The organism is Roseovarius salis, assembly GCF_044472985.1.
GTDB classification, from domain to species: Bacteria; Pseudomonadota; Alphaproteobacteria; order Rhodobacterales; family Rhodobacteraceae; genus Roseovarius; species Roseovarius salis.
Genome location: NZ_JBISDG010000041.1, coordinates 1 through 22,148 on the forward strand (window position 1 = coordinate 1; position 22,148 = coordinate 22,148).

Annotated in this window: 21 protein-coding genes; 19 read left to right on the forward strand and 2 right to left on the reverse strand. The window is 64.0% G+C overall.

Annotated elements, in window-relative coordinates; all coding sequences use genetic code 11:
- Positions 1–103: 103 nt before the first annotated feature.
- Together ACH13J_RS14935 and ACH13J_RS14940 are read left to right on the forward strand one after the other, a co-directional pair.
- Entirely contained in the window at positions 104–673 is a 570-nt protein-coding gene (locus tag ACH13J_RS14935; protein ID WP_397544176.1) for an SDR family oxidoreductase, read from the forward strand.
- Positions 674–697: 24 nt separating this feature from the next.
- Positions 698–2,194 carry a 3-hydroxyacyl-CoA dehydrogenase gene (locus tag ACH13J_RS14940; RefSeq protein ID WP_397544149.1) on the forward strand — a complete coding sequence of 499 codons (1,497 nt, stop codon included), beginning with the start codon at positions 698–700 and terminating at the stop codon, positions 2,192–2,194.
- Positions 2,195–2,213: 19 nt separating this feature from the next.
- Here the strand turns inward: ACH13J_RS14940 and ACH13J_RS14945 are convergent, their stop codons facing one another.
- Positions 2,214–2,954 (reverse strand): IclR family transcriptional regulator domain-containing protein, encoded by a 741-nt coding sequence (locus ACH13J_RS14945; protein ID WP_397544150.1) that lies wholly within the window; start codon positions 2,952–2,954, stop codon positions 2,214–2,216.
- A gap of 131 nt (positions 2,955–3,085) precedes the next feature.
- Between ACH13J_RS14945 and ACH13J_RS14950 the strand changes: the two genes are divergently transcribed.
- The 15 genes from ACH13J_RS14950 to ACH13J_RS15020 all read left to right on the forward strand — a co-directional run bounded on the left by ACH13J_RS14950 (position 3,086) and on the right by ACH13J_RS15020 (position 19,244).
- Positions 3,086–4,618: a long-chain-fatty-acid--CoA ligase gene (locus ACH13J_RS14950; protein WP_397544151.1), complete on the forward strand. Its 1,533-nt coding sequence runs from the start codon at positions 3,086–3,088 to the stop codon at positions 4,616–4,618.
- The gene (locus tag ACH13J_RS14955) at positions 4,615–5,424 is read left to right on the forward strand and encodes an enoyl-CoA hydratase/isomerase family protein (RefSeq protein ID WP_397544152.1); all 810 of its coding nucleotides are present in this window, start codon (positions 4,615–4,617) and stop codon (positions 5,422–5,424) included. Before ACH13J_RS14950 ends, ACH13J_RS14955 begins: the two co-directional genes overlap by 4 nt.
- 10 nt (positions 5,425–5,434) lie before the next feature.
- Positions 5,435–6,637, forward strand: coding sequence for a 3-oxoadipyl-CoA thiolase (gene pcaF / locus ACH13J_RS14960; RefSeq protein WP_397544153.1), 1,203 nt, complete (start codon positions 5,435–5,437; stop codon positions 6,635–6,637).
- Entirely contained in the window at positions 6,634–7,428 is a 795-nt protein-coding gene (locus tag ACH13J_RS14965) for an enoyl-CoA hydratase-related protein (RefSeq protein WP_397544154.1), read from the forward strand. Before pcaF ends, ACH13J_RS14965 begins: the two co-directional genes overlap by 4 nt.
- A gap of 250 nt (positions 7,429–7,678) precedes the next feature.
- Entirely contained in the window at positions 7,679–9,169 is a 1,491-nt protein-coding gene (locus ACH13J_RS14970) for a SulP family inorganic anion transporter (protein WP_397544155.1), read from the forward strand.
- A gap of 14 nt (positions 9,170–9,183) precedes the next feature.
- On the forward strand, positions 9,184–10,038 hold the full coding sequence (locus ACH13J_RS14975; protein WP_397544156.1) for a universal stress protein: 855 nt from the start codon (positions 9,184–9,186) through the stop codon (positions 10,036–10,038).
- A gap of 362 nt (positions 10,039–10,400) precedes the next feature.
- Entirely contained in the window at positions 10,401–11,645 is a 1,245-nt protein-coding gene (locus tag ACH13J_RS14980; protein ID WP_397544157.1) for a transporter substrate-binding protein, read from the forward strand.
- 80 nt (positions 11,646–11,725) lie between these two features.
- A complete protein-coding gene (gene urtB, locus ACH13J_RS14985) occupies positions 11,726–12,595 on the forward strand; it encodes an urea ABC transporter permease subunit UrtB (protein WP_397544158.1) in 870 nt (289 codons plus the stop codon).
- Positions 12,596–12,605: 10 nt separating this feature from the next.
- The gene (gene urtC, locus ACH13J_RS14990; protein WP_397544159.1) at positions 12,606–13,709 is read left to right on the forward strand and encodes an urea ABC transporter permease subunit UrtC; all 1,104 of its coding nucleotides are present in this window, start codon (positions 12,606–12,608) and stop codon (positions 13,707–13,709) included.
- Between the two features lie 2 nt (positions 13,710–13,711).
- Complete coding sequence (gene urtD, locus ACH13J_RS14995) at positions 13,712–14,440, forward strand: urea ABC transporter ATP-binding protein UrtD (protein WP_397544160.1); 729 nt, start codon at positions 13,712–13,714, stop codon at positions 14,438–14,440.
- Positions 14,441–14,452: 12 nt separating this feature from the next.
- Positions 14,453–15,145: an urea ABC transporter ATP-binding subunit UrtE gene (gene urtE / locus ACH13J_RS15000; protein ID WP_449619227.1), complete on the forward strand. Its 693-nt coding sequence runs from the start codon at positions 14,453–14,455 to the stop codon at positions 15,143–15,145.
- A 49-nt stretch (positions 15,146–15,194) separates the two neighbouring features.
- A complete protein-coding gene (locus tag ACH13J_RS15005) occupies positions 15,195–16,238 on the forward strand; it encodes an aliphatic amidase (protein ID WP_397544162.1) in 1,044 nt (347 codons plus the stop codon).
- A gap of 91 nt (positions 16,239–16,329) precedes the next feature.
- Positions 16,330–17,466 carry an AAA family ATPase gene (locus tag ACH13J_RS15010; protein WP_397544163.1) on the forward strand — a complete coding sequence of 379 codons (1,137 nt, stop codon included), beginning with the start codon at positions 16,330–16,332 and terminating at the stop codon, positions 17,464–17,466.
- A gap of 25 nt (positions 17,467–17,491) precedes the next feature.
- A complete protein-coding gene (locus ACH13J_RS15015; RefSeq protein ID WP_397544164.1) occupies positions 17,492–18,652 on the forward strand; it encodes a transporter substrate-binding protein in 1,161 nt (386 codons plus the stop codon).
- Positions 18,645–19,244, forward strand: a complete 600-nt coding sequence (locus ACH13J_RS15020) for an ANTAR domain-containing protein (RefSeq protein WP_397544165.1) — start codon at positions 18,645–18,647, stop codon at positions 19,242–19,244. Before ACH13J_RS15015 ends, ACH13J_RS15020 begins: the two co-directional genes overlap by 8 nt.
- A 59-nt stretch (positions 19,245–19,303) precedes the next feature.
- Here ACH13J_RS15020 and ACH13J_RS15025 read toward each other — a convergent pair whose 3' ends face one another.
- Positions 19,304–20,230 (reverse strand): LysR substrate-binding domain-containing protein, encoded by a 927-nt coding sequence (locus ACH13J_RS15025; protein ID WP_397544166.1) that lies wholly within the window; start codon positions 20,228–20,230, stop codon positions 19,304–19,306.
- A gap of 114 nt (positions 20,231–20,344) precedes the next feature.
- Between ACH13J_RS15025 and ACH13J_RS15030 the strand changes: the two genes are divergently transcribed.
- Together ACH13J_RS15030 and ACH13J_RS15035 are read left to right on the forward strand one after the other, a co-directional pair.
- Positions 20,345–20,818, forward strand: a complete 474-nt coding sequence (locus ACH13J_RS15030) for a TRAP transporter small permease subunit (RefSeq protein WP_397544167.1) — start codon at positions 20,345–20,347, stop codon at positions 20,816–20,818.
- Positions 20,815–22,113 (forward strand): TRAP transporter large permease subunit, encoded by a 1,299-nt coding sequence (locus tag ACH13J_RS15035; protein ID WP_397544168.1) that lies wholly within the window; start codon positions 20,815–20,817, stop codon positions 22,111–22,113. Before ACH13J_RS15030 ends, ACH13J_RS15035 begins: the two co-directional genes overlap by 4 nt.
- The last annotated feature ends 35 nt before the right edge of the window (positions 22,114–22,148 follow it).

A 22,148-nucleotide genomic window follows, 5' to 3' on the forward strand; every position in this document is an offset into this window, starting at 1 on the left:
TCGCGGCAACCAGCACGATGACGGAGGCCGGCAACGGGTTGACGGGGCCGTTATTGGTGTCGGGGTGGCTCATGCCTGCTCTCCTTGACGCCATGCGCGCGAGATCGTCGAGAGGGCCCGCGCCGCGCTCGGCCCGATCACCATTCTCGTCAGCAATGCCGGCGGGCCCCCGCCCGGCCCGGTCGAAGGCCACTCCGAGGAGGTCTGGCTCAAGGCGCTGGGCACCAACATGATCCCGGCGATAGAGTTTGCGCGGATCTTGCTGCCGGACATGCGTGCCGAGGGCTATGGCCGCATCGTCAACGTCACCTCCTTCTCGGTGCGCGACCCCTACCCAAACATGGGCGTGGCCACCGGTGTGCGCGCGGGACTTACCGGGGCGATGCGCAGCCTCTCGCACGAGGTGGCCGCCGACGGCATCACGGTGAACAACCTTTTGCCGGGGCTTATGGATACCGGCGCGCTGGAGCGGGTCTATGCCGCGCAGGCCAAGGCCAAGGGTATCGCCCCGGAAGAGGCGAAGGCCGCCATGGCCGAAAGCGTGCCGATGCGGCGGCTGGGGCAGGCGGCCGATTTCGGACCCGCCTGCGCCTTTCTCTGCTCGGTTCATGCCGCCTACATCACCGGACAGAATCTCACGGTCGATGGCGGGCTGTCCCGCCCGCTCTTGTAACCGGAAAATCCCGAAGGAGGCCCAATGAAGGATATCGCTGACAAGGGTTTCAGGCTCGGCGTGGTCGGGGCCGGTGCCATGGGCGCGGGCATCGCGCAGGTCGCGGCCCAGAACGGTATCGCGCTCAGCCTCTACGATGCGCGCGACGGCGGCGCGACGCAGGCCAAGGCCGGGATCGCCAAGCGTCTTGACCGTCTCGTGGAGAAGGGCAAGATCGACGCGGCCGCCCGGGAGGCCGCCGAAGATCGGATCGAGGTTGCCGAACGCCTCGATGCTCTTGCACCGTGTTCCGTGGTCATCGAGGCCATCGTTGAGGATCTCGATGCCAAGGCCGGTCTTTTCGCCGAGCTGGAGCGGTACGTGGCGAAGGACGCGATCCTTGCCACCAACACGTCGTCACTCCCCGTCGGGGCGATCGCGGCACGGCTGGAACACAAGGCGCGCGTGGCGGGGCTGCACTTCTTCAACCCGGTGCCCCTGATGCGCCTTGTCGAGGTGATCCCGGGGCCCGACACCTCCGATGACGTCCTGAGCCTTTTGACCGGCCTCGCAAGGCGGATGGGGCGCGAGCCGGTGCAGGTCACGGATACGCCGGGCTTCCTCGTCAATTTCGGTGGCCGCGCCTATTCGACAGAGGCGCTTGCCATCCTGCAGGAACGGGTGGCGCGACCGGAGCAGATCGACGCCGTCATGCGGGACTGTTTCGGGTTCCGCATGGGGCCGTTCGAGTTGCTGGACCTCACCGGGATGGATGTGAACTTTCCGGTCACGGAATTCGTCCACCGCTCGATGTTCGGCGATCCGCGCCTGCGCTCGACCGCGCGTCACAAGTACATGCTCGACACCGGCCAGCTGGGCCGAAAGACCGGGCGCGGGTTTTACGCCCATCACGGGCAGACAGAGCCGGCGGCGCCCGGTGCTGCACGCGCGGTGCCGCCGGCGGCGCGCGTGGTTGTGCCCGATGGCACCCCGATGCCGGCCGATCTCGTGCATGCCTGCGGGGGCAGGGTGCTTGCCGAAGATGACGGCGCGTCGCCCGTGCTCGTGACGCTTACGGGCGAGGACTGCGCGGCCCATGCCGCGCGGACGGGGCGGGATTTCCGCCGGCTCGTCGCTCTCGATCCGCTGGGTGACACATCCACCCGGGTCACGCTCATGTCGCCGCCATGCGCGCGGCAGGACATCGTGGACGGTGTTGCCGCTCTCCTCTCGAGCGAGCGCGCGGTGACGGTCATCTCCGATTCTCCGGGGTTCATCGGCCAGCGCATCGCGGCCATGGTCTGCAATCTCGGCTGCGAGATGGCGCAGATGGGCCTGGCCGAGCCCGAGGCGATCGACACGGCCATGCGTCTCGGCCTGAACTACCCGCAAGGCCCGCTGGAGATGACGGACACGCTCGGGGTGGAAACCGTCTTTGCCGTGATGTCGCAGCTTCAGACGCTCACCGGGGACGACCGCTACAGACCCAGCCAGTGGTTGCGGCGGCGTGCCCAGCTGGGGCTGCGGGCCCGCGCGGCATGACGGCATGGGCGCGGGGGGCTCACAACGCGCCGGCCTCGGCCTTCAGGAGTTCCGCCAGCGTGCCGCGCATCTCCGCCTCGGACACGCTGCCCGTCGCAACGGGTATGGTAAGCGCCGCCATCTCGTCCTGAAAGCGGACGGGGACGGACACGCCGCCCACACCTTCGCGCCACGAGTTGCGTATGACCGCGTAGCCATCCTCGAGACACGCCTCGAGCGCCGCGTCGAAGCGTTCGGTGGACTCGCCGCGGCGCGTGAGATCGGCGCGAAGCCGTCCGGCCAGCATGCGGCGCTCCTTCTCGGGCTGGGCGGCCACCAGGGCCACGCCTGCCGCAGAAACCTGCATTCTCAGCCGCCCGCCGGTCGCCAGCCGCACGGATACCAGGTTGGTGCCCTGCACCACGGCCACGAAGGTGATGTAGAGGCCGTCGCGGATGGCCAGCGCGGCCGTTTCGCCGGTGCGCTGGCTGATGGATTCAAGGTGCGGGCGCGCGCGGTCGCGCAGGCTGAGCCCGGCGAGGACGGGGTAGCCCAGTGTCAGGCTCTTGGGCGTCAGCTCGTAGGCGCGCCCGGTGCCGGTGGGGCGGATATACCCCAGCACGGACAGGGTGTGCGTCAACCGGCTCACCGTCGAAGGGGCGAGCCCCACGGCGTCAGAGATCGCGCGGTTTCCGATGGGATGATGCGCACGCGAGAGGCACTCAAGGATCGCAAGCCCGCGCGCCAGCGCGTCGACGAACTGTCGGTCTTCCTGGGCCATGTCAAGAAATCCAACGTTATATATTCCGCTCTGCGGAAGCCATTTCTGCAATTACTCGTTGCGTTTAGCGCCTGCTTCGGGACATGTCGAGGGCGTTGGTGCGACTGTTGGCCGGCAAGAGGGAGGAAGCAATGGTGACAGGTGATATGCTGCGGCGCTCTGCCGAGCGGTTTCCGGAAAAACCCGCGATTCTCTGGCAGGGCCGCTCGTTGAGCTACCGGGGGCTTGACCGGGCGGCCAACCGGCTGGCCAACCGGCTTGTCGATGAAGGCGTGGTGAAGGGCACCAAGGTGGGCATCCTGTCGCGCAATCGCACCGAGTACGGCATTGCCTTTTTCGGCATAGCGCGCTCGGGCGGCGTGATGGTGAACGTGTCCGTGCTCTACGCGCCGGACGAGTTGGCCTATGTACTGGCAAAGGCCGATGTCGAGGTGCTGATCTACGAAGACGCCTTCAGCGACAAGGTGGCGGCCGTCCGGGACAACCTGCCCAAGCTGCGAAAGCTCGTGTGCATCGGTGATGACGGCGGCAAGGACGAGGCGTTCGAGACGTTCATCGCGGGGGCGTCCGATGACTACCCGGCCGTCGAGATCGACGAGGACGATCCGTTTTGCATGACCTATACCGGGGGCACGACGGGGCGGCCAAAGGGGGTCCTGTGCAGCCACCGCAACCGCAACGTCACCGCACATACGGTCATGGTCGAAGAGGCCATAGACGAGCGCGACGTTGTGGGCATCGTCACGCCGCTTTTCCATGTCGCGGCGCTGAACATCATGTTCCAGCCCGCTATCCTGGCGGGGGCGACGACGACGTTCCTGACCAAGTGGTCGGTCGAGGATTTCGCCGCGATGGTGAAGGAAACGGGCATGACCGCGCTGTTTGCCGTGCCTACCCAGTTGGCCATGGTGGTCAGCGATCCCGGTTTCGACGCCGCCGACTATGCCAGCTGGCGCAAGGTGTCCTTCGCGGGGGCGCCGATGCCCGACTGGGTGCAGCAGGATCTCATGGAAAAGCTGCCCGATCTCGCGATCACCCAGATCTACGGCCAGTCGGAAATGGGTGTCCTGACATCGCTGAGATCATGGTACCTGCCCGGGAAGCTCGGGTCCATCGGGCGGCAATGCTACAATGTCGACGTGGCGGTCATCGACGAGAATGGCAATCGGGTCGGGCCCGGCGAGATCGGCGAGATCGCGTCGCGGGGTGAAAACGTGATGCTGGAATACTACGATGAACCGGCGCAGACCGAGGCGTTCTGGCAGAACGGCTGGGCCCTGACCGGTGATGTCGGCACGATCGACGAGGACGGATTCATCACGCTGATCGACCGGTCAAAGGACATGATCATCTCCGGCGGCGAGAACATCTATCCCAAGGAAATCGAAGACGTCATCTATGACCGGGCAGAGGTTGCCGAGTGCGCGGTGTTCGGCATCCCCGACGACAAGTGGGGCGAGGTGCCGGCGGCCTTCGTCATGCTGAAGGCCGGCCGGACGCTGGACGTGGACACGCTGGTGGCGCATTGCGCCGAAAGGCTGGCGCGGTTCAAGCGCCCGCGGCACGTGGAGTTCGTCGAGGGCTTTCCAAAGACGCCCATAGGCAAGATCCAGAAAAACATCCTCAAGGAACCCTTCTGGGAAGGCAGGGAGAAGAAGATATGACCAAGTGGTACGACGGGTACGAGAAGCTGACATTCGATTGGCCGGCGGCGCGAGTGCTGAGGGTGACGATGGACAACCCCGGCCGGATGAACGCGGCCGACGCGGTCATGCATGGCGAGCTGGTCCGGGTCTGGCGCGACATCGACGAGGACCCCGAGATCAACGCGGTGATCATTCGCGGGGCGGGCGATGCCTTCTCGGGGGGCGGCGACCTCGATCTGGTGCGCGACATGACGCAGGATTTCCAGACGCTCAGCCGCGTCTGGAAAGAGGCGCGCGACCTTGTCTACAACGTGATCAACTGCTCCAAGCCCGTCGTTTCCGCGATGGAGGGGCCGGCGGTGGGCGCAGGGCTCGTCGCGGGGCTTCTGGCCGATATTTCCATCGCGAGCCGGACGGCGCGCATCATCGACGGACATACCCGGCTGGGGGTCGTCGCGGGCGATCACGCGGCGATCGTATGGCCGCTGCTGTGCGGCATGGCCAAGTCGAAATATTACCTCATGCTCTGCGAGCCGGTGAGCGGTGAAGAGGCCGAGCGCATCGGGCTGGTCTCGTTGTGCACCGAGCCGGACGCGCTGCACGACAAGTCCGTCGAGGTGGCCACGAAGCTGGCGCGCGGCGCCCCGTCGGCGGTGCGCTGGACGAAATATGCCCTCAACAACTGGCTGCGGCAGGCCGGCCCGACCTTCGACACCTCGCTCGCGCTGGAATTCATGGGGTTCAACGGGCGCGACGTGCAGGAGGGGCTGTCGTCGCTCAAGGACAAGAGACGGCCGGATTTCGACCCGGACTCGCCCCTCTGAAGGAGGCATGATGACACACGCGTTTCTCTGCACCGGGCTGCGCACGCCCATCGGTCGCTTCGGCGGCGCGCTCGCGACGGTCCGGCCCGATGACATGGCTGCCCATGTCCTGGCCTCCGTCATGGCGCAGGCCCCGCAATTGCCTGCCGAGGCGGTGGACGAGGTTTTCATGGGCTGTGCCAATCAGGCCGGCGAGGACAACCGGAATGTCGCGCGCATGGCGGCGCTGCTGGCTGGACTGCCGGAAAACGTGCCCGGCGTGACGCTGAACCGTCTCTGCGGTTCGGGGATGGACGCCGTTGGGCAGGCCGCGCGCGCGGTGCGTACCGGCGAGGCGGATGTCGTCCTGGCCGGGGGGGTCGAATCCATGACAAGGGCGCCTATGGTGATGCCCAAGGCCGAGACGGCCTTCTCGCGCAAGGCCGAGATCTACGACACCACCATCGGCTGGCGTTTCGTCAACGCCGACCTCGCGGCCGGTTACGGCACCCACTCCATGCCCGAGACGGCGGAAAACGTGGCGGCAGAGTACGGCATCGCCCGAAAGGACCAGGACGCGTTTGCCCTGCGCAGCCAGCAGCGCTGCGCCGCCGCACAGGACTCGGGGCGCCTTGCGCAAGAGATCGTTCCCATCGAAGCGCGGAAAAGCCGAAAGGAAACCGTGACAGTCGAGCGCGACGAGCATCCGCGGCTGACATCGCTGGAAAAGCTTGCCGGGCTCCCGACGCCCTTTCGGGAGGACGGTTGCGTGACCGCGGGGAACGCCTCGGGTGTCAATGACGGCGCGGCGGCGGTTCTGGTCGCCTCGGCCGCGGCGGCGGAGCGATACGGGCTGACGCCGCTTGCCCGGATCACCGGCTTTGCGAGCGCGGGCGTTCCCCCGCGCATCATGGGCGTCGGACCTGTGCCCGCTTCGCGCCGCCTGCTGGAACGCCGCGGCCTGGAAATCGGCGATATCGAGCTTGTCGAAATCAACGAGGCCTTTGCCGCGCAGGCACTTGCCGTGCTGCGCGATCTCGGCCTTCCCGATGATGCCGATCACGTCAATCCAAACGGGGGGGCCATTGCGCTGGGGCACCCGCTGGGGATGTCGGGCACGCGCCTTGCGCTGACCGCGGCGCTGGAGTTGCAGGGGAGAGGGGCACGCAACGCGCTGTGCACCATGTGCGTGGGCGTGGGGCAGGGGGTTTCGATGCTATTGGAGCAGCCATGACCAACCAACCCGATCAGTCCGCAGAGGTCGTGCTCGTCGAGCGGCCGGAACCTGGCATTGCCAAGGTGCGGCTCAACCGGCCCAGCGTGCGCAACGCGCTGGATCTCGATATCCGCAAGAAGCTGGCCGAGGTGTTCCGCGGCCTTGCCGACGAGGCCGACCTGCGCTGTATCGTTCTGACCGGAAACGACAAGAGCTTTGCCGCCGGGGCTGATATCGCCGACATGTCGGAGGTGTCGGCCATCGAGATGTATCACCGCCATACCGAGCGGCTCTGGGCCGCGATCGGTGATTGCCCGGTTCCGGTAATCGCCGCGGTCAGCGGGTTCGCCCTTGGCGGCGGGCTGGAGCTGGCGATGCTGTGCGACGTGACGATCGTTGGCCGCAGCGCCAAGCTCGGCCAGCCCGAGGTGCGCGTGGGGATCATGCCCGGCGCGGGTGGCACCCAACGGCTCGTGCGCGAGATCGGCAAGTTCCGCGCCATGCGCCTGTGCCTGACCGGCGAGGTGATCGGCGCCGAAGAGGCCTGGGACATGGGCCTTGCGAGCAAGGTGGTCGACGATGACATGGTCATGGACGAAGCGATGGCAATGGCCCGCACGATCGCGGGGTTGCCACCCGTGGCGGTCGCGCAGATCAAGGAGGTGATCCTGCACGGCATGGATGCTCCGCTCGGGGCCGCGCTGGCGCTGGAGCGCAAGGCGCTACAGCTTCTTTTCGCAAGCGAGGACAAGGGCGAGGGGATGCAGGCCTTCCTCGAAAAGCGCAAGCCCAGGTTCACGGGCAACTGATCCCGTCAGCCCCGCCGGGGTTGCCGCACCGGTATCGACGTGCAGGCCGTGACGCGGCCGCCGGTTGACGGGTCAATCCTGTTGCCCTTTCTTGCCGGACCCTTTATGCCGCGATGCAGCGAACCCGGGCGCGGAGACAATCCCGGGTGGCCCTTCCGGTTGGCCTGTCCGCCGGACGACGACAGACACCGGTATACTTGCATGCTGGCGCGGCACGACATGCCGGGCCGGTTGGGGGAAAAGTTTCTTCATGATCTCTCTCGACGCCTATCGCGGCCAATGGCTTGGCAACATTCGCGGCGACCTTCTGGCCGGTCTCGTGGTGGCGCTGGCGCTTATTCCCGAGGCGATCGCCTTTTCGATCATCGCGGGCGTGGATCCCAAGGTCGGTCTTTACGCAAGCTTTTCCATCGCCGTCATCACGGCGATCACCGGCGGACGCCCCGGCATGATCTCGGCGGCGACCGCCGCGACGGCCGTGCTGATGGTGACGCTCGTGCGGGATCACGGGCTGCAATACCTGCTGGCCGCGACCGTGCTGGCAGGGTTGATCCAGATCGGTGCCGGCGTTCTGAAACTCGGCTTCGTCATGCGCTACGTCTCGAAATCCGTGATGACGGGCTTCGTCAACGCGCTGGCGATCCTGATCTTCATGGCGCAACTGCCCGAACTCGACCCCAGGACCGTCACCTGGCTGACCTATGCGCTGGTGGCGGCAGGGCTGGCGATCATCTACCTTCTGCCGCTTCTGACCACCGCCGTTCCCTCGCCGCTGGTGACCATCATCGTCCTGACGCTGCTGACCTTCGCGTTCGGGTGGGACGTGCGCACCGTGGGCGACATGGGGGCGTTGCCCGATACGCTGCCGGTGTTCCTGCTGCCCGATATCCCGCTGACATTCGAGACGCTGATGATCATCCTGCCCTATTCCGTCGCGGTGGCGGTGGTGGGGCTGCTCGAAAGCCTGATGACGCAGAACATCGTGGACGACCTGACCGACACGACATCGCATCGCAACCAGGAATGCATCGGTCAGGGGCTGGCCAACACGGCGACCGGTTTCATCGGCGGGATGGCGGGCTGCGCGATGATCGGCCAGTCCATCATAAACGTCAAATCGGGTGGCCGCGGGCGGCTGTCATCCGCCGCGGCGGGGGTGTTTCTCCTCGTCATGGTGGTTGGGCTGGGCGACCTTGTCAGCATCATACCCATGGCTGCCCTTGTTGCCATCATGATCATGGTGTCCATCGGCACCTTCTCGTGGTCGTCGCTGAAGAACCTGCGCGTGCATCCGCGGTCCTCCTCCGTCGTCATGATCGCGACGGTGGTGACGGTGGTATACACCCACAACCTCGCCATAGGGGTGCTCGTCGGGGTGCTGCTGTCGGGGATCTTCTTTGCCGGCAAGATCGCGCAGCTGTTCCGTGTCACGTCGGAGATCAGCAAGGATGGCCGGGTGCGGACATACCATGTCGAGGGCCAGCTGTTTTACGGATCGGTCGAGGATTTCATGGCGGCCTTCGACTTCAAGGAGGCGCCGGAGCGCGTCGTGATCGATGTCTCGCGCTCACATATCTGGGACATAAGCTCGGTGCAGGCGCTTGATCTTGCGATCCTGAAATTCCGCCGCGACGGTGCCGAGGTCGAGGTCGTTGGCATGAACGCGGCCACCGAAACCCTCGTGGACCGGCTTGCCATACATGACAAGCCCGGCGCCATGAACACGCTTCTGGAGCATTGAGGGAGGGACCCCCCATGACGGACAGGATTGTCGCATTGGTCGACGGTTCCATCTACTCGGAGAGCGTGTGCGATCACGCCGCGTGGATTTCCGAGAGAACCGGGGCGCCGGTCGAACTCATCCATGTGCTTGGACGGCGCGAGGCGCCGCCGAAGGCCGACCTGTCGGGGTCCATCCGGCTGGGTGCGCGGACGCGGCTCATGGAAGAGCTTGCCGAACTGGACGAACAGCGGGCAAAGCTGGTGTCCCATCGCGGTCGCGCCATTCTGGAGGACGCGCGCGCGATCGTTGACCGCGATGGCGTCACCGACATCACCACGCGCCTGCGCCACGGCGACATCGTCGAGGCGATCGGCGAGATCGAGGGCGATGCGCGGGTCATCGTGATCGGCAAGCGCGGCGAAGCGGCGGATTTCGCCAAGGGCCATCTGGGTTCCAACCTGGAACGTATCGTGCGCGCCGCGCACCGCCCGGTTTTCGTCGCCGCCCGGGCGTTCAAGCCCATCGAGACCGTACTTGTCGCCTATGACGGCGGGCGTTCGGCGATGCGGGCCGTCGATCATATCGCGCGCAGCCCGTTGTTTGCCGGCCTTGCCGTGACCCTCGTCACCGTCGGGACGCGGACACCGGAGATCGACAAGGGGCTGGCGGACGCACGGGCGATGCTGGCGGCCGCGGGCATCGACGCCGATACCCGCGTGGTCCCGGGCCAACCGGAAGCCGAACTCGGCAAACTGGTCGAGGAAGAGGGCTTCGGGATGGTCGTGATGGGCGCCTACGGTCACAGCCGTATCCGGAGCCTCGTGATCGGGTCGACCACCACCGAGATGGTCCGTTCCTGCAAGGTCCCGGTGGTGCTGATGCGGTAGGCGGTTGCCCGTCTGGGCCCCGGTCGGTGCCGGCCCGCAGACGGGCCGGGCGCGGCCGGTATCGTCAGGGCGGTCTCCGAATCCGCATGACGTGGCGTCATGCGCCGACGCGCCGGCAAGGGCCGGGCGCTTGATGCGGCGTCGCGCGGCCGGGCCATATATTGCCAAATACTTGAAATTGAAGGAATTGTTTTTCTTTCAAAGATAACGGGCTTCTTGCACCGTTTACGTGGCTCAATTGCGAGCCGAAAATTAAATGAGCGATGAGCAAAGAGGCTCTCCGTACGTGGCACAGGTCCACGTTGGAGGGCCTTTTTTTGTTGCCTAACCGGCCGCTCGATAAGCAACAGAGGAGACACATGATGAAACGTCGCGAATTCCTGGGAAGGGTGGGTGCCCTCGGAACGGTCGGCATGGCGGGCGGGCTGTCGGCCCCGGCTTTGCTGACAAGCTCCACCTCGGCCTACGCGCAGGGCAATGACATTCCCGTCGGCCTGCTGTTTTCGCTAACCGGTGCAGTGGCCGTGGTCGAAAGCACGCTTCACGATGCCGCGCTGATGGCGATCGAGGAAATCAACGCCGCCGGGGGCGTGCATGGCATGCAGCTGCGTCCCATCATCGAGGACCCCGCATCGGACCCCGCCACCTATGCCGACCGCGCGCGCCGGTTGATGATCCGCGACAAGTGCGTCAGCGTATTCGGGTCCTACACGTCGGCCAGCCGTCAGGCAGTGCTGCCCGTGACCGAGCAGCGTGGGAACCTCTACTGGTACCCGACGCTCTACGAGGGGCGCGAATGTTCGCGCAACGTGATGTACGGGGGCGCGGTTCCCAACCAGCAGCAGGATGATCTGATCCCCTGGGCGATCGAGAACTTCGGCCCCCGGTTCTACATGATCGGCAACAACTACGTGTACCCGAAGGAAGAGAACAATTACTGCAAGACCCTGCTGGAAAAGCATGGCGGCGAGGTCGTGCACGAGGAATACGTTCCGCTGGGCCATTCCGATTTCAGCTCGGTCATCAACCGCATCCGCGCCGAGGAGCCGGACGTGATCTTTGCCACGGTGGTGGGCGATTCCGACGTTGCCTTTGCCCGACAGTATCACGCGGCGGAACTCGACCCTGCCAAGATGCCCGTGGTCAGCCTCACCCGGTCGGAAGTCGAGGTGAAAGCGATCGGCGGAGAGGCGGCGGCCGGCCACTTTTCCTCGGCGCCGTATTTCATGGGCACGCAGACGCCCGAGAACGAACGCTTCGTCGAAGCCTACAAGTCGCGCTACGGTGGCGATCAGGTCACGCACTTCGTCAGTGAGGCGGCCTATTTCCAAGTCTACCAGTTCAAGGCGGCTCTGGAGAAACTCGACCCGGCGAACATCACGCCGCAGACGATCCGCGACGCGGCCGTGGGCATGAAGCTGAACGCGCCGCAGGGCGAGGTTCTGATCGACGAGAACCTGCACACGCATCTCTGGCCCAAGATCGGCCAATGGCAGTCCGACGGGCAGGCCCAGGTCCTGGTGGAGTCGGACAAGCGGATCGCCCCGCTGCCCTACGCGGCCTACGAAGGCCAGACCTGCACGGCCGAGGGGCTCGTGAAGGCGTAACACGCCGACACATCTTCAGCCATCACTCATGGTCGGCCCGGCTCTGAAACACGAGCCGGGTCCAAGGGAGAGGTATCTCCATGGACGTGGTATTAAATCAACTCTTCGCCGGTCTCAGCATGGCCTCGATCCTGCTGATCATCGCGCTCGGGCTGGCGATCATCTATGGCGCGATGGGCGTGATCAACCTTGCCCACGGCGAGTTCGTGATGTTGGGCGCCTACGCTACATGGGCCCTGCAGACGCATGCAGGCTTCAGCGTGCTTGTGGCCCTGCCGTTCGTGTTCGTGGCCGTTGCCGCGGTGGGATGGGTCATCGAAAAGGTGATCGTCCAGCGTCTTTATCATCGCCCGCTGGACACGATCCTGGCCACGTGGGGCGTGGGCATCATCCTGCAACAGGTGGTGCGTCTTTCGGTCGGGGCGGAATCGCGTTTCGTCAAGGGGCCTGAAATCCTGTCGGGCAACGTCGAGATCGGCGGGCTCATCATGTCGAATTACCGGCTGTTCGTGATCGCGTTTTCCGTCGCGGTGCTTGTGGCGTCTTGGCTGCTGATGACCCGCACCGAGTTCGGTACGAAGCTGCGCGCCGTCATCCAGAACCGCGGAATTTCGGAGTGTTACGGCATCGAGGCCAAGCATGTTTATTCCGCGACCTTTGCCTATGGCGCGGGCCTTGCTGGCATAGCCGGCGCGCTGATCACGCCGCTTTTCAGCACCATCCCGACAATGGGCACCGGGCTGGTGGTCGATGCGTTTCTCGTGGTCATCGTGGGCGGCCTGGGCAGCCTGATCGGCGCGGCGTCGGCCTCCGTCCTGATCGGCGAGGCGACCGCGCTGTTCTCGATGCTTCTGAACGACACGCTCGGCCGGATCGCCGTGCTGGCGGGCATCATCATCCTGATCCGCTTCCGTCCGCGCGGTCTGTTCCCATCCGATACACGCCGCTGAGGTTCCCGAAATGAAATCCAGACTCTCGATCGATATCGCAGCACTCGTGCTTTTCGCCGCCGTCATCATGCTGGGTGTGCCGGTGCTGATGGGCTTCGACGGCTTCGAGCTCAACACATTTTCCCGCTACATCGCGCTCGCGATCCTTTCCATGGCCCTCGCCCTGTCTTGGGGCACGGCGGGTCTGCTCAATCTGGGGCAGGCCGCGACATTCGGGATGGGGTCGTATGCGATGGCCATGCACCTTAAATTGCAGGCCAGCAACGGCATGCCCGACTTCATGGGCTGGAACAACGTGCCCGAGCTGCCGCTCATCTGGGTGCCGTTCCATTCGCTCTGGTTCACCCTGCTGGCCGGATTGCTGGTGCCCGCATTCGTGGGCGGGCTGATCGCGGTGTTCATGTTCCGTGCACGTATTGCCGGGGTGTTCGTGGCCATCATCACGCTGGCATTCCTGGTGGCGTTCCAGCTGGTCGTGATCGAGCAGCAGGGGCTGACCGGCGGGCAGAACGGCCTTACGGGGCTTGCGCAACTCGCGTTGCCCGGCTGGACGGTCGACCCCTACAGCACCGGGTTCTACTACCTTGTGGCCGCCTGCCTGATGGTGGCGCTGACCCTTGGCCTTTACCTCAATCACAGCAAGTTCGGGCTGGTGCTGCGCGCCATCCGCGAGGACGCGGACCGGACACGGTTCTTCGGCTACAATGTTGCAAGCTATCAGTCGGTGGTCTTTTGCATCTCCGCCGCGCTCGCCGGTTGGGCCGGCATGCTCTACACGTTGGTGCTCGAATTTGCCTCGCCCACCTACATGAGCGTGTCCTTCAGCCTTGCCATCGTCATCTGGTGCGCGGTCGGAGGGCGTGAGTCCGTCCTTGCCGCGGCGATCGGCGCAATCCTCGTCAACATGCTGGAGGGGCGTCTCTCGGACGTCTTCGTCGAGGGGTGGCACCTGATGCTGGGCGTGATCTTCGTGCTGGTGGTGATGTTCATGCCGCGCGGCCTCTACGGCCTTGTCGTCGACGCCGCGCACTGGCTCGCCCGCCTCCGCCGGAAAGCGCCGCAGCCCGATGAGGGGCTCGCCGCGAGTGACCTCAAGCCCAGCCAGGAGCAGTGACCATGCAACAGTTGCAAGTAACGGACCTGCATGTCGAGTTCGGCGGATTGCGCGCGGTCGACGGGCTGACCTTCAACGTCGCGCGGGGCGAGATACTGTGCCTGCTCGGTCCAAACGGCGCAGGGAAGTCGACGACGCTCGACCTCATCTGCGGAAAGACACAGCCGACCGACGGCTCCATCCTGTTCGAGGGTACCGAGATTTCGCGCTCGCTGGAATTCCACAGGGCGCGGCTGGGGATCGGACGCAAGTTTCAGGTTCCCTCTGTCTACAAGGATCTCACCGTCGCCGAGAACCTGTCGGTCGCCATGTCCACGCGGCCGGGAATATGGCACGCGATCAGCCGGTTGGCGATGTCCAACACGGCGCGGTCCGGCGAGATACTGGAACGCGTCGGCATCGCCGACAAGTCGGACGCTCTGGCGGGCAACCTGTCCCATGGCGAGATGCAATGGCTCGAGATCGCGATGCTGATCGCGCAGGACAGCCAGTTGATCCTGATGGACGAGCCGACCGCCGGCATGACCGTGCACGAGACAGAGCGTACCGCCGAGATCTTTCGCTCGCTGAGTGCCAACCACACCCTGATCGTGGTCGAGCATGACATGTCCTTCGTGCGCACCGTTGCCGACCGGATCATCGTCATGAACCGCGGGGCAATCCTGGCCGAGGGGTCGATCGAGGAGATCGAGGCGAACGACGACGTCAAGACAGCATATTTGGGGCACTGACCGATGGAAAGCATGCACGCAAGGGACCTGTTCTCGTTCTACGGCAAAAGTCCGGTCATCCAGGGCGTGTCGTTCGATCTGGCCGCGGGCGAGTTCCTGGCCATTCTCGGCCGAAACGGCGTCGGCAAGACCACGCTGCTCAAGTCGATCATGGGGCTCACCGACGCCTGCGAGGGCGGCCTGGTGTTCGGCGACACAGATCTTCTGCGGCTGGAGACGCCGGACAGGGCGAGGCTGGGGATCGGTTATATCCCGCAGGGACGCGAGATCATTCCCAACTTCACCGTGCGCGAAAACATCCTGATGGGCTGTTTCGCCCGCACGGACGGCAAACGGGAGATCCCCGAATACCTGTTCGAGATGTTCCCGATCCTGGATGAATTCATCTCGCGCAAGGGCGGCGACTTGTCGGGCGGGCAGCAACAGCAGCTGGCGATTGCCCGGGCGCTGGCGATGGACCCCAAGATCCTGATCCTCGACGAACCGACCGAGGGCATCCAGCCGAACATCGTCAAACAGATCGAGGATGCGATCATCCGGCTCAACCGTGAGCGTGGCCTCGGCATCATTCTGGTCGAGCAGAACGTGCCGTTCGCACGCGAGGCTTCCGACAGATTCCTATTGCTCGACAAGGGGCGCATCGTTCTGGACGGCCGCTCCGACGAGCTGACCGACTCCGTCGTGGAGGAACACCTGACCTTCTGACAAGGCAGGATTTTTTGGAACCGCAAGATCAACAGGAGAGGAGAAGAGAATGAGACACGGAGATATCTCCAGCAGCGATGACACGGTGGGCGTCGCGGTCGTCAACTACAAGATGCCGCGCCTGCACACCAAGGCCGAGGTGCTGGAAAACGCGCAGAAGATCGCCGACATGATCGAGGGCATGAAGGTCGGCCTGCCGGGCATGGACCTCGTGGTTTTCCCCGAGTACAGTACGCATGGCATCATGTACGATCCCGACGAGATGATGGAGACCGCCTCCACCGTTCCCGGCGAGGAAACCGAGATCTTCGCGGCCGCCTGCCGCAAGGCCAATACCTGGGGCGTCTTCTCGCTCACCGGCGAGCGCCACGAGGAGCACCCGAAGAAGACCCCTTACAACACGCTCATCCTGATGAACAACAAGGGTGAGGTCGTGCAGAAGTATCGCAAGATCCTGCCGTGGAACCCCATCGAGGGCTGGTATCCCGGCGACAAGACGTATGTCGTGGAGGGGCCAAAGGGGCTCAAGGTGAGCCTCATCATCTGTGACGACGGCAACTATCCCGAGATCTGGCGCGATTGCGCGATGAAAGGGGCCGAGCTGATCGTGCGGTGCCAGGGCTACATGTACCCCGCCAAGGAACAGCAGGTGGTCATGGCCAAATCGATGGCCTGGGCGAACAACAGCTATGTCGCGGTATCGAATGCCGCTGGTTTCGATGGCGTCTACAGCTACTTCGGCCATTCCGCGATCATCGGCTTCGACGGACGCACCTTGGGCGAATGCGGCGAAGAGGAGATGGGCATCCAGTACGCGCAGCTCTCGATCCCCGAGATCCGCGATGCCCGTGCCAACGACCAGTCGCAGAACCATCTCTTCAAGCTTCTGCACCGCGGTTACACCGGGGTTCACGCCTCCGGTGACGGCGACAAGGGCGTGGCCGAGTGCCCGTTCGATTTCTACCGCAACTGGGTCAACGACGCCGAGAAAACGCGCGAGGAGGTCGAGAAATTCACCCGCTCGACGATCGGTGTGGCCTCGTGCCCGGTCGGCAACCTGCCCACCGGCGCCAAGGAAAAAGAGGCCAAGTGAGAACCGCAAGACCAGGTGACAAGGGGCGGGGGCACCGCCCCTTGTCATCGGCATGCCGGCAGTTCCGGCGCTAGATGACACGGGAGATTCAATGCCCTTCCTGACCGATCGGATGCATGACACGGCACGCCGGGAAAAGCTGGACCGGGCGCTGGCCGATGAAAACGCGCCCGCCGCGCCGCCGCATCACACGGGGGATGGTGAAACGTCGAGCCATGCCCTGAAGACGCGATTTACCTTCGATACGGCGCAGGTCGAGGCGGAATTGCGCGCAGCCATCATCGGGCAGGACGAGAGCCTCGAACAGATCCTTGAGATCCTCAAGGTCGTGCGCGCCGACATCGGTGATCCGCGCAAGCCTCTGGCGACGATCCTGCTCTGCGGGCCGACAGGGGTGGGCAAGACCGAGACGGTGCGCACCATCGCGCGCGCGTTCTACGGCGATGCCGATGCGTTCTGTCGTATCGACATGAATACGCTTTCGCAGGAACATTACGCTGCCGCCCTCACCGGGGCGCCGCCCGGATATGTCGGCTCCAAGGAAGGCACGACGATACTCGATCAGGAGTTGATCGAAGGCACCCGCAACCTGCCTGGCCTTGTATTGTTCGACGAACTGGAAAAAGCCAGCAACGAGGTCGCTCTGGCTCTCATGAATGCCTTTGACAACGGGCTGCTTACCGTTGCGTCAGGTGAAAAGACCTATTCGTTCCGCAATGCGCTCGTGTTCATGTCATCCAACCTCGGGGCGCGCGAGCTCATGGACGCCGACAAGGCTGGCGTGCGCGGCCTTTGGCAAAGGATGAGGGCACCGGGCAGAACGCGGCGCGAGCGCGCCCACGACATCGCCATGAAAAGCCTTCTGGACAGGTTCCCGCCGGAATTCGTCAACCGGATCGATCACGTCGATACGTTCAACTGGATTTCACGCGAAATGATGCCGTCGCTCGTCGACGTGGAGCTTGCCCGGCTCAATCGCCGCCTGAGAAAGCATGACATGGAACTGCGCCTGACCGGCACGGTCAGGGAGTTTCTATCTTCCGTCGGGTATGACAAACGCTTCGGTGCGCGCGGATTGCGGCGGGCGATGCGGCGTCACTTGGAATTTCCGCTTGCCCGGTTCCTCCTGGATGGGCAGGCGGCCGCGCCCCCCGAGAACGCGACGGCCACGGTTGCGCAGCTGCTGGCGGATCGGCAGAACGGTCACATCTCGTTCGAATACGCATGAATATGGATAAGTCTCTGTGAACAACATGGATAGCTGGAAAATCGGTCTTCTTTTTTCGACGACGGGCGTGACGTCCATCATCGAGCAGTCGCAACTCAACGGCGCGCTGCTGGCAATCGACGAGGTGAACGACCGGGGCGGCATTCTCGGGCGGAGACTGGAGGCGACCAGCTACGATCCCGGCTCGGTTGTCGCGCGGTACGGCGAACTTGCCGAGCGGCTGATCGTGGATGACAAGATCTCGGTGATTTTCGGCTGTTACATGTCGTCCTCCCGCAAGGAGGTGCTGCCGGTGGTGGAACGGCGCAACGCGCTGTTCTTCTACCCGACGCTATACGAGGGTTTCGAATATTCACCGAATGTAATATATGGCGGAGCCTGTCCGAACCAGAACAGCGTCCCTCTGGCGAATTATCTCATGAATGCATATGGAAAACGGTTCTTCTTCGTGGGGTCCGACTACATCTACCCGCGGGAATCGAACCGTGTCATGCGTCACGTCCTGCGGCAGGGCGGCGGCGAGGTCGTCGGGGAGCGCTATTTCGACCTCGAGGCAACCCAGAAGGACTTCGAAGCCGTGGTGGACGAGATCAATGCGGTCAAGCCGGACGCCGTCTTTTCGACCGTGGTCGGACAGGCCTGCATCGAGTTCTATCGCGCTTATCATGCTGCAGGTGGTGACGGGCGCGACTGCCCCATCGCAAGCCTTACCACGAACGAGGGAGAGATTGCCGCCATCGGCGCCGAGGCGTCGGTCGGGCACATAACCGCGGCGCCCTATTTCCGGTCTATCAACACCCCGGCGAACCGCCGCTTCCTGAAAGCCTACGAGAAGAAATTCGGGTCCACGATCGACGTCACGAGTTGCTGCGAAGCGGCCTACAGCCAGGTCCACATGTTCGCGGCCGCCCTGGAAGAGGCACAGGACATGGACCCCGACGCGTTGCGCGAGGCGCTTTTGGGGGCCACGTTCGATGCGCCCCAGGGCCAGGTAAAGATCGACCCCGACAACAACCACACCTACCTGCAGGCACGGATAGCCAAGGTGAACGACCGGGGCGAGTTCATCGTGGAGAACAAGGTGCGGCGCGCGATCAAGCCCGATCCCTATCTCGTCTATCCCGCGATCCACGACTGGAGTTTCCGAACCCACAAGGTAGTGGCCAACGGCGTGTCTCATGAATGACCTGATCCAGGATTTGCGTGATCTGCACGTGCTGCTGGTGCATCCCCGCGACCGCAGCGCGGACGAACTTCTGCAGCAGGTCAACCGGATCGGGTGCAACTTCGAACACATGTGGCCGCTGCCCAAGACGCTGCCGGACAAGTTCGATCTCACATTCGTCGACGTGACCGACCAGACGGCCCGCGGCCTCAAGAGCTTTCTGACAAGCCGTGAACAGCCGAGCACGGTCGTTGCGATCATCGGGTACGAGAACCCGTCTGTGCTGGACCTGATCTTCGAGATCGGGGCCCACGCCGTGCTGGCCAAGCCGCTGCGGGCGACGGGGGTGCTGACCAGCATGATCATGGCGCGCCGCTTCTGGGCCGAGCAGCTGCGCTTCAAGAAGGACATGAAAAAGCTGCAGGAAAAGCTGGAGAACGTTCAAAAGGTGAACGATGCCAAGTTCATCCTGATGCGCCATCGGGGGATTTCCGAACGCGAGGCCTACGAACTCATCCGCAAGCAAGCCATGGTCAAGCGCAAGACCACGAGCGAGATCGCGCAGTCGATCATCAACGCAGAAAGCATCCTGAGCGACCTCGGCGGAAGCTGACCCGACCGGTATACGCCCGGCACATCCAGAACGGTCGCCGCGTGGTTCCCGCGGGCCGATCAGAGCGCATCCTGCATTGCCCCCTGCATTTCGTGGATCGAGCGTTCTAGGTGGGACGACAACGCCCGGGCCGTCAACGATTTCGTGGCGTATCCGGGTGTCAGGATCGACACGCCGGTGCTGATCAGGGGGCGGAACCGGCGGACGACGAGGTTTTCCGCCGTCCTGCCCTGGACGATGTAGCCATAGGCCGTGATCATGTCGCAGATCATGTAGCACATCCCGGCCGAAACGAATTGCAGGCCCGGCAGCGACGTGCGCAGTTCGACCCGCGTCTTGAGGGTGCAGCCGGCCCGTTCGAAAACCGCCGCGGTCTGCACCGTCGTGTCATGGTTTTCAAAAAGCATCGCCATCGGCCGCCCGTCGAGATCGCGGGGACCGATTTCGCCCTGTTGCGCCAGCGGGTCGTCCGCACGCATCACGCAGACGCATTCAAGCTCGAAATCGGTCTGATCGATCGAGGCGCGGCGGACCGGCGTCTCGCAGAAACCGAGGTCGTATTGCTGCGACGCGATCATGTCCTCGATGACGCTCGACGAGCGCATGACCAGTTCGACGTCCAGATCGTCCTTGCCGGCGAGGAAGTCGGTGAGAAGGCGCGGCATGAAAAGCCCCGATGCCGCCGGGTGGCAGGCAATCCGCAGTTTTCCGGCCGCCAGCGCACGGATCTGGCTGATCGTTCGTTCCGTGCGTTCGAGGCGGTCGAGGATCTCCTCGCATTCCTCGAGGAAAAAACACGCCTCGGGCGTGGGCGTGAGCTTGCCATGCTCGCGTACGAACAGGCTGAAACCCAGCTCGTCCTCCAGCGTGGAGATCATCGAGCTGACCGCGGGCTGCGTGCGCATCACCGCGCGCGCGGCCTGCGAGATCGACCCGCTGCGCATCACCTCGCGGAAGGTCGCGATCTGGCGGAGGGAAATGTTCATGATGACCCATAAATATGATTTATCGAGTTAAAGCTATTTTGAAATTGATTTTATGAATCCTGTCCAGTGAAATCTCGTTTGCCGGCGGTCACGACCCGCCGCGAGGGAGGAAACATGGACACGTTCGCGAGATACCTGCTGACAGGCCTGATCTGTCTCGTGGCGCTCGGCCAGTTCGTCCAGGTCATCACCCGCTACGTTCTGCAGGTTCCGGTGATGGGGCTTGAGGAGACGATGCTCTACCCGACCCTGTGGCTTTATATCCTCGGGGCGGTGAACGCATCGCGCGAGGATACGCATATCCGCGCGAACGTGCTGGAAATCGCCATCAAGAGCCCCCGGGGCCACACCATCCTTGCCATCGTTGGCGAGGTGATCAGCCTGGTCGTCGGCCTGTGGCTGCTCGGCTGGGCGTGGGATTTCACCAGCTATGCCTGGCGCGTCTGGAAGGAAAGCCCGACCCTCTACATCCCGACCTTCTATTCCGACGTGGCGCTGATGATCGGGCTTGGCCTGATGATGCTCTACACGGCCACGCATCTTGTCCGTCACGTCAAGGCCCTGCGCAGGCACGGAGGCCCCCGATGATCGAGATCGCGCTTCTGGCCATTGCCGTTCTGGTGATCACGCTGACACTTGGCGTGCCGCTGCCCTACTGCTTCGGCGGCGCGCTCATGGTGATGTATTTCCTGGGCGACGTGACCATGAAGGGCATGATGTTGTGGGGGTTTCAGCAGCTGGGCAACCCCGTGCTGCTTGCCATTCCGCTTTTCGTCCTGGCCGGCACGATCATGTCGGCCAGCGGTATCGCCGCGAGCCTTCTGAAATTCGTCAACGCCTTCATCGGGCATGTGCGCGGCGGCCTTGGCGTGGTTGCCGCGGTGAGTTGCGCCATCATCGGGGCCATCTCCGGCTCTGGCCTCACGGGCATCGCCGCGATCGGCCCGCTGCTGATCCCCGAGATGGAAAAGCGCGGCTATCCCCGTGAATACGCCACCGCGCTCATCGCCAATTCCTCGATCCTTGGCCTGCTGATCCCGCCCTCTGTCACGATGATTGTCTACGGGTGGGTGACCGACACCTCGATCCTGGCCTGCTTTCTCGCGACGCTGGGGCCAGGGCTGCTCATCATGTTCAATTTCTCGGTCATGAACCTGTGGATGAGCCGCAAGTTCAACCTCGTCCTCGATGACAAGCCGGGCTTTTCGGAATTCACCTCCAAGGTCGCGCGCAACGGGTTCAACGCGACGCCCGCGCTGCTGATGCCGATCATCATCCTGGGCGGCATCTATGGCGGGATCATGACGCCGACCGAGGCGGCCGCGATCTCGGTCATCTACGCGCTGCCGGTGGGCTTCTTCATCTATCGCGGGCTCAAGTGGGGCACGTTCCTGGAGGCCGGCAAGGAGGCCGCGACAGCCGTTGGCGCCATCATGCTGATGATCCTGTTCTCGATGATCCTCAGCCAGATGTTCGTCTACGAGGCGATCCCGCAGAAGATGGTCAGCGCCATTTTCGAGGTGACCGACAACAAGGTTCTGCTGCTGATCTTCATCAACATCCTGCTGTTTCTCGTGGGCATGGTCGTCAACGACGTGACCGCCATTATCCTGATCGCGCCGCTGCTGCTGCCGCTGATGAACGCGATCGGGGTCAGCCCGGTGCAGTTCGCCGCCATCATGGGCGTCAACACGGCCATGGGCGGGGTCACCCCACCATATGCCTCGATCCTCTATCTCGGCGCCCGGATCGGAAACGTGAAGGTCACCAAGGTCATCCCGCCCGCGATGGTCCTGATCCTGACCGGCTACGTGCCTGTCGTGTTCCTGACGTCGCTCTGGCCCGACCTGTCGCTCTTCCTGCCCGAGCTCTTCGGCTACTGACCGCCATTCAAGTTCAATCACCTGAGAGGAGACCA

Bases quoted from the DNA above. Each gene is read 5' to 3' on its own strand.
- ACH13J_RS14940 (WP_397544149.1), top strand. From the start codon at position 698: ATGAAGGATATCGCTGACAAGGGTTTCAGGCTCGGCGTGGTCGGGGCC.
- ACH13J_RS14945 (WP_397544150.1), bottom strand. From the start codon at position 2,954: ATGGCCCAGGAAGACCGACAGTTCGTCGACGCGCTGGCGCGCGGGCTT.
- ACH13J_RS14950 (WP_397544151.1), top strand. From the start codon at position 3,086: ATGGTGACAGGTGATATGCTGCGGCGCTCTGCCGAGCGGTTTCCGGAA.
- ACH13J_RS14955 (WP_397544152.1), top strand. From the start codon at position 4,615: ATGACCAAGTGGTACGACGGGTACGAGAAGCTGACATTCGATTGGCCG.
- pcaF (WP_397544153.1), top strand. From the start codon at position 5,435: ATGACACACGCGTTTCTCTGCACCGGGCTGCGCACGCCCATCGGTCGC.
- ACH13J_RS14965 (WP_397544154.1), top strand. From the start codon at position 6,634: ATGACCAACCAACCCGATCAGTCCGCAGAGGTCGTGCTCGTCGAGCGG.
- ACH13J_RS14970 (WP_397544155.1), top strand. From the start codon at position 7,679: ATGATCTCTCTCGACGCCTATCGCGGCCAATGGCTTGGCAACATTCGC.
- ACH13J_RS14975 (WP_397544156.1), top strand. From the start codon at position 9,184: ATGACGGACAGGATTGTCGCATTGGTCGACGGTTCCATCTACTCGGAG.
- ACH13J_RS14980 (WP_397544157.1), top strand. From the start codon at position 10,401: ATGAAACGTCGCGAATTCCTGGGAAGGGTGGGTGCCCTCGGAACGGTC.
- urtB (WP_397544158.1), top strand. From the start codon at position 11,726: ATGGACGTGGTATTAAATCAACTCTTCGCCGGTCTCAGCATGGCCTCG.
- urtC (WP_397544159.1), top strand. From the start codon at position 12,606: ATGAAATCCAGACTCTCGATCGATATCGCAGCACTCGTGCTTTTCGCC.
- urtD (WP_397544160.1), top strand. From the start codon at position 13,712: ATGCAACAGTTGCAAGTAACGGACCTGCATGTCGAGTTCGGCGGATTG.
- urtE (WP_449619227.1), top strand. From the start codon at position 14,453: ATGCACGCAAGGGACCTGTTCTCGTTCTACGGCAAAAGTCCGGTCATC.
- ACH13J_RS15005 (WP_397544162.1), top strand. From the start codon at position 15,195: ATGAGACACGGAGATATCTCCAGCAGCGATGACACGGTGGGCGTCGCG.
- ACH13J_RS15010 (WP_397544163.1), top strand. From the start codon at position 16,330: ATGCCCTTCCTGACCGATCGGATGCATGACACGGCACGCCGGGAAAAG.
- ACH13J_RS15015 (WP_397544164.1), top strand. From the start codon at position 17,492: ATGGATAGCTGGAAAATCGGTCTTCTTTTTTCGACGACGGGCGTGACG.
- ACH13J_RS15020 (WP_397544165.1), top strand. From the start codon at position 18,645: ATGAATGACCTGATCCAGGATTTGCGTGATCTGCACGTGCTGCTGGTG.
- ACH13J_RS15025 (WP_397544166.1), bottom strand. From the start codon at position 20,230: ATGAACATTTCCCTCCGCCAGATCGCGACCTTCCGCGAGGTGATGCGC.
- ACH13J_RS15030 (WP_397544167.1), top strand. From the start codon at position 20,345: ATGGACACGTTCGCGAGATACCTGCTGACAGGCCTGATCTGTCTCGTG.
- ACH13J_RS15035 (WP_397544168.1), top strand. From the start codon at position 20,815: ATGATCGAGATCGCGCTTCTGGCCATTGCCGTTCTGGTGATCACGCTG.